Origin of the sequence: Paraburkholderia tropica (assembly GCF_914484835.1) — a bacterium.
In the GTDB taxonomy this organism is placed as follows: domain Bacteria; phylum Pseudomonadota; class Gammaproteobacteria; order Burkholderiales; family Burkholderiaceae; genus Paraburkholderia; species Paraburkholderia tropica_A.
This window is the reverse complement of record NZ_CAJZAR010000108.1, coordinates 25,700-33,973: the sequence shown is the minus strand read 5'-3', so window position 1 is coordinate 33,973 and position 8,274 is coordinate 25,700. Positions and strand designations below refer to the sequence as shown.

Here is an 8,274-nt window from a genome sequence, read left to right as displayed (position 1 = left end):
CGTCTCGCGCGCGAGCGGCGCGTGCGCCAGCCACTCGATGCGCAGCGGCCCGCCGCCGAACAGCCGCTCACTGAGCACGACCAGCGTGATGCCGCGCGCGCTCACGTCCACGCCCGCCCCAAAGCGGCGCGCATTCAACAACAGCGGATTGAGCAAGCTCATCGCATTCCTCCCGTGTGCGTTGCGCCGCGAACCGTTCGTGGCGCCTTGCTGGGATTGTGCGAAGGGTCCGATCGCGCGAACACTCGGCCAAACGGCCAATCTCGCGTCGAATCCGACCTGGATGCTTCTCCGCGCCACGAGACGCGGCTAGAGTGAGTCATCTGTCCCGCTGCGTTGGTGCTGCGTTGGTGCCGTGCCGGTGCTCTCCTGGCACCGTCCCGCACGCGTGCCGCGCGCCGGGAACGAACCCACACGACCCGCCTCAAGCGCCGCGTAAGCTTTCCGAAAGCGCGCGGAACGCACGGCTATAATCGCGGGACTGTTTTTTCGGTAACCGTATGCAAGACGCCCAGCCTCCTTCGTCCGCTCCGTCCACGCCGCCGGAGCCGCCCGCCCCGACCAGGCGCAAGCGGCCCTGGTGGGCCAAGCTGCTGATCGGCTTCGTCGTGCTGATCGCGGGCGGCGCCGCGTGCGTCGCGCTCGTGCTCGGCTACGCGCTGATCGTCGCCACGCCGAATCTGCCGTCGCTCGACGCGCTCACCGACTACCGGCCGAAAGTGCCGCTGCGCATCTACACGCGCGACCACGTGCTGATCGGCGAATTCGGCGAGGAGCGGCGCGATGTCGTCCATTTCCGGGACGTGCCGGACAATCTGAAGAAAGCGATTCTGGCGATCGAAGACTCGCGCTTCTACGAACACGGCGGCGTCGACCTCACGGGCATCGCGCGCGCGGGCATCGTCGCGCTGACGAACGGCCATGCGTCGCAAGGCGCGAGCACCATCACCATGCAGGTCGCGCGCAACTTCTTCCTGTCGAGCGAGAAGACCTACACGCGCAAGATCTACGAGATGCTGCTCGCCTACAAGATCGAGTCGAAGCTCTCGAAGGACCAGATCCTCGAGGTCTACATGAACCAGATCTATCTGGGGCAGCGCGCCTACGGTTTCGCGAGCGCCGCGCGCGTGTACTTCGGCAAGGATCTGAAGGACCTCACGCTCGCCGAATGCGCGATGCTCGCCGGGCTGCCGAAGGCGCCGTCGGCGTATAACCCGGTCGTCAATCCAAAGCGCGCGAAGGTGCGCCAGGAGTACATCCTGGAGCGCATGCTGGAGTTGCACTACATCACCCAGCAGCAGTACGACGACGCCGCCGCGCAACCGCTGGTCGTGAAGGGCCAGGGCAAGGAATTCAGCGTGCACGCGGAGTACGTGGCGGAAATGGTGCGTCAGATGATGTACGCGCAGTACCACGAAGAGGCTTACACGCGCGGTCTGAACGTGGTCACGACCATCGATTCCGCCGACCAGGACGTCGCCTACCGCGCGCTGCGCAAGGGGCTGATGGATTACGAGCGGCGTCACGGCTATCGCGGCCCGGAAGCCTTCATCGACCTGCCCGCCGACGCCGACGACCGCGAACAGGCCATCGACGACGCCCTGATCGAGCACCCCGACAACGGCGAACTCGTCGCGGCCGTGGTCACCTCGGCGAGCCCGAAGGAAGTGCAGGCCACCTTCATGGACGGCAACACGGCCAGCATCACCGGCGACGGCCTGCGCTTCGCGCAGTACAACCTCTCCGCGCGCGCGCAGCCTTCGCAGAAGATCCGCCCGGGCGCGATCATCCGCGTGGCACGTAACAACGCGGGCGAATGGTCGATCACGCAGTTGCCGCAGATCGAGGGCGCGTTCGTCTCGGTGGTGCCGCAGGACGGCGCGATCCGCGCGCTGGTGGGCGGCTTCGACTTCAACAAGAACAAGTTCAACCACGTCACCCAGGCGTGGCGCCAGCCGGGTTCGAGCTTCAAGCCGTTCATCTATTCGGCGTCGCTCGACAAGGGGCTCGGACCGGCCACCGTCATCAACGACGCGCCGCTGTTCTTCAGCGCGGCCGAAACCGGCGGCCAGGCGTGGGAGCCGAAGAACTACGGCGGCGGCTTCGACGGCCCCATGACCATGCGCACGGCGCTCATGAAGTCGAAGAACCTCGTGTCGATCCGCATCCTCAACCACATCGGCACGAAGTACGCGCAGCAGTACATCACGCACTTCGGTTTCGACGCCGAGCGTCATCCGGCCTATCTGCCGATGGCGCTGGGCGCGGGCCTCGTCACGCCGTTGCAGATGGCGGGCGGCTACGCCGTGTTCGCGAACGGCGGCTATCGCGTGAATCCGTATCTGATCGCCGAAGTCACCGACCAGCGCGGCATGGTGGTCGCGCAGGCGCAGCCGCTCGTGGCGGAACAGAACGCGCCGCGCGCGATCGATCCGCGCAACGCGTACATCATGAACAGCCTGCTGCAGAGCGTCGCGCAGCGCGGCACGGGCGCGAAGTCGAACGTCCTCAAGCGCACCGACCTCGGCGGCAAGACCGGCACGACCAACGATTCGCGCGACGCGTGGTTCGCGGGCTATCAGCACACACTCGCGGCCATCGCGTGGATCGGCTACGACAATCCGCGCAGCCTCGGCGATCGCGAAACCGGCGGCGGCCTCTCGCTGCCGGTGTGGATCGACTACATGCAGAAGGCGCTCAACGGCGTGCCCGAGTACAAGATGCCGATGCCCGACGGCATCGTCACGCTCGGCGACGAACTCTATTACGCCGACGCCACGCCGGGCCACGGCTTCGTCTCCACGGTCGGCATCAGCCAGGCGGCGCTCGACGCGGCGGCGAGCGGCGAACAGGGCGCGCAAGGTTCGGCCGAGAGCGAGCCCGCGCACGTCAACGCGCAGGAGAAGGAAGACATCATGAATCTGTTCCGCAAGCACTGATTCATCCCGATGCTGCAAACGCAAAACGGGCACCCGAGGGTGCCCGTTTTTCTTGATGCGGCCGCTACAGCTTCACAACCGCGTCAACGCAGATTCACGGCGTGAACGTCACCGTCTCGCCCGCCTGCTCCGTCGAGTACGCGGTGAGCGCCGAGAAAAACTCGGTGCCCGTGCGCGTGTCGAGCCACTGCTCGTCGATGAAACGGTAGTGGAAACCGCCCGCTTTCGCGGCGATCCAGATCTCCTTCATCGGCGGCTGCAGATTCACGATGATCTTCGAGCGATTCTCGAATTCGAGTGTCAGAACGTTGCCGCTGCGCTCGAGCTCGATATCGGCCCCGCTCGCGTCGACACCGCGCTCGACGGCCGCCAGCACGGCCTCCGCGCGGCTCAGGTAGTCACTATCTGCCATGCTAAACTCCACCGGTTAATCATTCAGGGACAATTATGCGTGTCAATTCCAGGATGCGCGCTCTGGCATCCCGCATCTCGGCGTCCGGCGCGATTCTAACGGCTTTCGCGATCGGCGCCGCGTCGCTCGCGGGTTGCGGCCAGAAAGGGCCGCTCTACATGCCCACGGTGCCGCCGCTCCCGCAGAAACCGAATTTCGAAACGCAGCCCGACGACAACGCGCCGAACGCGGCATCGGGCACGCAGGCCGACTCGGTGCCCGATACCACCGGCACGCCGCTGTCGCTGTCGACCGACCCTGAACTGAATTCCGCGCCCGCGGCCGCCAGCGGCGCGCAAGCGGCCTCGGCCGCCGCGCCCGCTCAATAGCACCGACCCAACCAGACGCTCGCATGACCCAGCCCGCTTTTCATCGTGTCGACGGCACGCTTTTCGTCGAAGGCGTGTCCGCCGCCGACCTCGCCGCGCAGCACGGCACCCCGCTCTACGTCTACTCGCGCGCGGCGCTCAGCACCGCGTGGCACGCCTACGCCGACGCCTGCGCGGGCCGCCGCGCGAGCGTGCACGTGGCCGTGAAGGCCAATAGCAACCTCGCCGTGCTCAACGTGTTCGCGCGTGAAGGCGCGGGCTTCGACATCGTCTCGGGCGGCGAACTGGCGCGCGTGCTGGCCGCCGGCGGCAAGGCGCAGAACACGGTGTTCTCGGGCGTGGGCAAGCATGCCGACGAAATGCGCCTCGCGCTCGAAGCGGGCGTGAAGTGCTTCAACGTCGAGTCGATTCCCGAACTCGACCGCCTGAACGCCGTCGCGGGCGAACTGGGCAAGAAGGCGCCGGTCTCGCTGCGCGTGAACCCCGATGTCGACGCCAAGACGCATCCGTACATCTCCACGGGCCTGAAGTCGAACAAGTTCGGCATCGCCTTCGAAGACGCGCGCGCCACCTATCGCGCGGCGGCGGCCATGCCGAATCTGCAGGTCGTGGGCATCGACTGCCATATCGGCTCGCAGATCACCGAAGTCGCGCCGTATCTCGACGCGATCGACAAGGTGCTCGAACTCGTCGACCAGATCGAGTCGGACGGCATCGCGATCCATCATATCGACGTGGGCGGCGGCCTCGGCATCCGCTACGACGACGAAACGCCGCCGGATATCGGCGCGTTCGTGCGCACCGTGCTCGACCGCATCGAGGCGCATGGCGCGAAGACGGGCAAGTCGCGCGAAGTCTGGTTCGAGCCGGGCCGTTCGCTGGTCGGCAACGCGGGCATCCTGCTGACGACCGTCGAATTCCTCAAGCCGGGCGCGGAGAAGAACTTCGCGATCGTCGACGCGGCCATGAACGATCTGGCGCGCCCCGCGATGTACGAGGCGTATCACGCGATCGAGACGGTCGCGCCGCAAGCGGGCGAGACGAAGACGTGGGACATCGTCGGTCCGGTGTGCGAGAGCGGCGACTGGCTGGGCCGCGAGCGCACGCTCGCGATCGCGCCGGGCGACGTGCTGGCGATCCGCTCGGCGGGCGCGTATGGCTTCACGATGAGCTCGAACTACAACACGCGTCCGCGCGCCGCCGAAATCATGGTCGACGGCACGCGCGCGCACGTCGCGCGCGAACGCGAAACGGTGCCGCAACTGTTCGCGGGCGAGCATCTGCTGCCGGACTGATCGTCCGACTGCGTGAAACGAAAAAGCGACGCCGTGTGCGTCGCTTTTTTCATTGCGCGGGCAGAGAAGCCGCGGCGCTCATGTCGCGCGTGTCGGCCCGCCCGCCTTGTAGCGCGCGACGAGCCACGCGCCGATCCGCCAGCCCAGCAGCACGAGCATGATCGCGCCGTAGAGCTTGGGCAGCGCGAGATCGTGCTTGCCCGCCTTCATCCACCAGAAATGCAGGATCGCGAGCACGCCGATCGCGTAGATCAGACGATGCAGTGTCTGCCAGCGGCGGCCGAGCTTGCGCGCCATCGCGCGCGTCGACGTGACGGCGAGCGGGATCAGCAACACGAAGGCCGCGAAACCGACCGTGATGAAGGGCCGTTTGCCGACGTCCTTGAGCATCGCGGCCACGTCGAACCATTTGTCGAACCAGATGTAGGTCGTGAAGTGCAGCGCCGCGTAGAAGAACGCGTAGAGGCCCAGCATGCGTCGAAAGCGGATCAGCGCGGTCCAGCCCGTGAGGCGGCGCAGCGGCGTGACGGCGAGCGTGATGCAGAGGAACACGAGCGTCCAGAGTCCCGTCGAGCGCGTGATGAATTCGATCGGGTTCGCGCCCAGCCGATCCGTGAAGCCGAACAGCACGATGCGCGCGAGCGGATACAGCGCGGCGACGAACACCGCGCCCTTCGCCCACGGCAGCCAGCGCGGGCCGCTCGCGGCGCGCGCTTTCGCCGTTTGCGTCGCCCGCACGGACGGCCCGCCGCCCACGCGGCGTCCAGCGGTGTCGGTCGTCGAATTCACGTTGTGCTCCATCGCGTGCTCAGAAGTTCTTGCGCAGATCCATGCCCTGATACATCGACGCCACCAGATCGCCGTAGCCGTTGTACATCAGCGTCTTGCGCTTGGGCTGGAAAAAACCGTCCTCGCCGATGCGCCGCTCGGTCGCCTGACTCCAGCGCGGGTGATCGACGTTCGGATTCACGTTCGAAAAGAAGCCGTACTCGTTCGACGCGTAGGTGTTCCAGCTCGTCGGCGGCTGCTTCTCCACGAAGCGGATCTTCACGAGCGACTTCGCGCTCTTGAAGCCGTACTTCCACGGAAGCACCACGCGCACCGGCGCGCCGTTCTGGTTCGGCAGCACCTGCCCGTAAAGGCCGACGGTCAGCAGCGTCAGCGGATTCATCGCCTCGTCCATGCGCAGGCCTTCGGAATACGGCCAGTCGAGGATCGGCTCGGCGAGACCCGGCATCTGCGAGCGGTCGGCGAGCGTGATGAACTGCACGTACTTCGCGTTGCCGGTCGGCTGCGCGCGCTTGATCAGCTCGGACAGCGAGATGCCGATCCACGGAATCACCATCGACCAGCCTTCCACGCAGCGGTGACGGTACACGCGCTCCTCGAGCGGCGCGACCTTGAGGATGTCGTCGATGTCCCAGACCTTCGCGTTCTTCACCTCGCCTTCCACGCTCACCTTCCACGGGCGCGGGCGCAGCGTGTGGGCGTTCTCGGCCGGATCGCCCTTGTCGGTGCCGAACTCGTAGAAGTTGTTATAGGTCGTCACGTCCTTGTACGGCGTGGCCTTGTCGAGCGCGACGAACTTCGGGTTGGTCTTCGCGGCCAGCTTGATCGCTTTCGGGTCGCCCGGCGCGTATTGCGCGAACGCATCGCGCGCGCCGAACAGACCGAGCCCGCCCGTCACGCCGCCGAGCGCCAGCGCGCCCGCCGCCTTCATCATCCGCCGGCGCTGTTCGAACACCGTTTGCGGCGTGATCTCGCTTGCGGCGATGTCGTCGCCGGTGAGGATGATCCTGCTGCTGCGCTTCGTCCACATGATGTTGCCCTCGTCTGCTGTCTGCTGCCCTGCCTGTGTGTCGACCGGCTCCACGCTGGATCGTTCGGAGCCCTGTATCCGGGCAAACGCACGCGCCGCGTAATCCTTCCCATGCGACGAAAAAAAACCGCCGGAGCGCGTGGCGTCCGGCGGTTAGTTCGTTGTGCGGCGAAGATCGGTTACAGCTTGCCGTAACTATGCAGGCCCGAGAGGAACATGTTCACGCCAAGGAACGCGAAGGTCGTGACCAGCAGACCCGTGAGCGCCCACCAGGCGGCCACGCCGCCGCGCAGGCCCTTCATGAGGCGCATGTGCAGCCACGCGGCGTAGTTCAGCCAGACGATCAGCGCCCAGGTTTCCTTCGGGTCCCAGCTCCAGTAGCCGCCCCATGCCTGTGCGGCCCACAGCGCGCCGAGGATCGTGGCGATGGTGAAGAACGCGAAGCCGACGGCGATCGACTTGTACATGACGTCGTCGAGCACCTCGAGCGCGGGCAGGCGGTCCGCCAGCATGCCGCGCTCCTTCATGATGTAGGCCACGCCGACCATCGCCGACAGCGCGAAGCTGCCGTAGCCGATGAAGTTCGCCGGCACGTGGATCTTCATCCACCAGCTTTGCAGCGCGGGCACGAGCGGCTGGATCTGCTGCGCGTCGCGCGAGATCGAGTACCACATCAGGAAGCCCACGGCCGCGCTGATCACGAGCAGCACGAAGGCGCCGAGCGCGCGCGTGTTGTAGTGCTTCTCGTAATACAGGTAGAACAGCGCCGTGATCAGGCTGAACAGCACGAACACTTCGTAGAGGTTCGAGATGGGAATGTGGCCGACGTCCGCGCCGATCAGGTAGGACTCGTACCAGCGCACCATCAGGCCCGTGAAGCCCATCAGCACGGCCGCCCAGGTGAGCTTCGAGCCGATCGAGCCGCCCGAGGGCGAGCGCGAGAGCAGGCCGATCCAGTAGAACAGCGTGGCGAGCACGAACAGCGCGCTCATCCACAGAATGGCCGACTGGCTGGAGAGGAGATACTTGAGGAAGAAGGCCTGGTCGGCGCGCGCGAGATCGCCCTGATAGATCTGGATCGCGCCGATCGACATCACGGCGATGGCCGCCATCAGCAGGCGCGACGGCTTCCAGCGCCAGCCGAGCACGACGAGCGCCGGCACCGTGCCGCACATCACCAGCTTGTCGTAGTAGTTCATGTGCGCGTGGTAGCGCGACAGCGCGAAACCCGCGCCCGCGACCATCGCCAGGGCGAACAGCCAGTCGACCAGCGTCAGGCGGCGCAGGAAGGGGCGTTCGTCGAAGAAGTCGTCGGCGGGCAAATCGTGCGCCGCCGTTTGCACCGCGGCGCGGTCGGCGCGGCGGGCTTTTGCGGATGAGGAAACCTGAGTCAAGTCCATGGGCTTACCGGTGTTGATCGTGAATGTCCGTGAAGCGCGCG

The 8,274-nt window shown here is 66.3% G+C and carries 7 protein-coding genes; 3 read left to right on the top strand and 4 right to left on the bottom strand.

Features of this window, described 5'->3' with window-relative positions:
- Window positions 1–500: 500 nt before the first annotated feature.
- Entirely contained in the window at window positions 501–2,939 is a 2,439-nt protein-coding gene (locus LDO54_RS38030) for a penicillin-binding protein 1A (RefSeq protein WP_224018174.1), read from the top strand.
- Between the two features lie 94 nt (window positions 2,940–3,033).
- On the opposite strand, the gene cyaY is transcribed toward LDO54_RS38030, so the two are convergent.
- Window positions 3,034–3,351 (bottom strand): iron donor protein CyaY, encoded by a 318-nt coding sequence (gene cyaY, locus LDO54_RS38025; protein ID WP_224018172.1) that lies wholly within the window; start codon window positions 3,349–3,351, stop codon window positions 3,034–3,036.
- 53 nt (window positions 3,352–3,404) lie between these two features.
- Here cyaY and lptM point away from each other — a divergent pair, with 53 nt between their 5' ends.
- Window positions 3,405–3,719 (top strand): LPS translocon maturation chaperone LptM, encoded by a 315-nt coding sequence (lptM, locus tag LDO54_RS38020; protein WP_224018170.1) that lies wholly within the window; start codon window positions 3,405–3,407, stop codon window positions 3,717–3,719.
- Between the two features lie 23 nt (window positions 3,720–3,742).
- Window positions 3,743–5,014 carry a diaminopimelate decarboxylase gene (gene lysA / locus LDO54_RS38015; RefSeq protein ID WP_224018168.1) on the top strand — a complete coding sequence of 424 codons (1,272 nt, stop codon included), beginning with the start codon at window positions 3,743–3,745 and terminating at the stop codon, window positions 5,012–5,014.
- Window positions 5,015–5,092: 78 nt separating this feature from the next.
- On the opposite strand, the gene msrQ is transcribed toward lysA, so the two are convergent.
- From msrQ to ccsB, 3 genes are all read right to left on the bottom strand, one after another.
- Window positions 5,093–5,815, bottom strand: a complete 723-nt coding sequence (msrQ, locus tag LDO54_RS38010; RefSeq protein WP_224018165.1) for a protein-methionine-sulfoxide reductase heme-binding subunit MsrQ — start codon at window positions 5,813–5,815, stop codon at window positions 5,093–5,095.
- A 7-nt stretch (window positions 5,816–5,822) separates the two neighbouring features.
- A complete protein-coding gene (msrP, locus tag LDO54_RS38005) occupies window positions 5,823–6,833 on the bottom strand; it encodes a protein-methionine-sulfoxide reductase catalytic subunit MsrP (protein WP_224018163.1) in 1,011 nt (336 codons plus the stop codon).
- A gap of 179 nt (window positions 6,834–7,012) precedes the next feature.
- Complete coding sequence (gene ccsB / locus LDO54_RS38000) at window positions 7,013–8,233, bottom strand: c-type cytochrome biogenesis protein CcsB (protein ID WP_224018161.1); 1,221 nt, start codon at window positions 8,231–8,233, stop codon at window positions 7,013–7,015.
- Window positions 8,234–8,274: the final 41 nt, after the last annotated feature.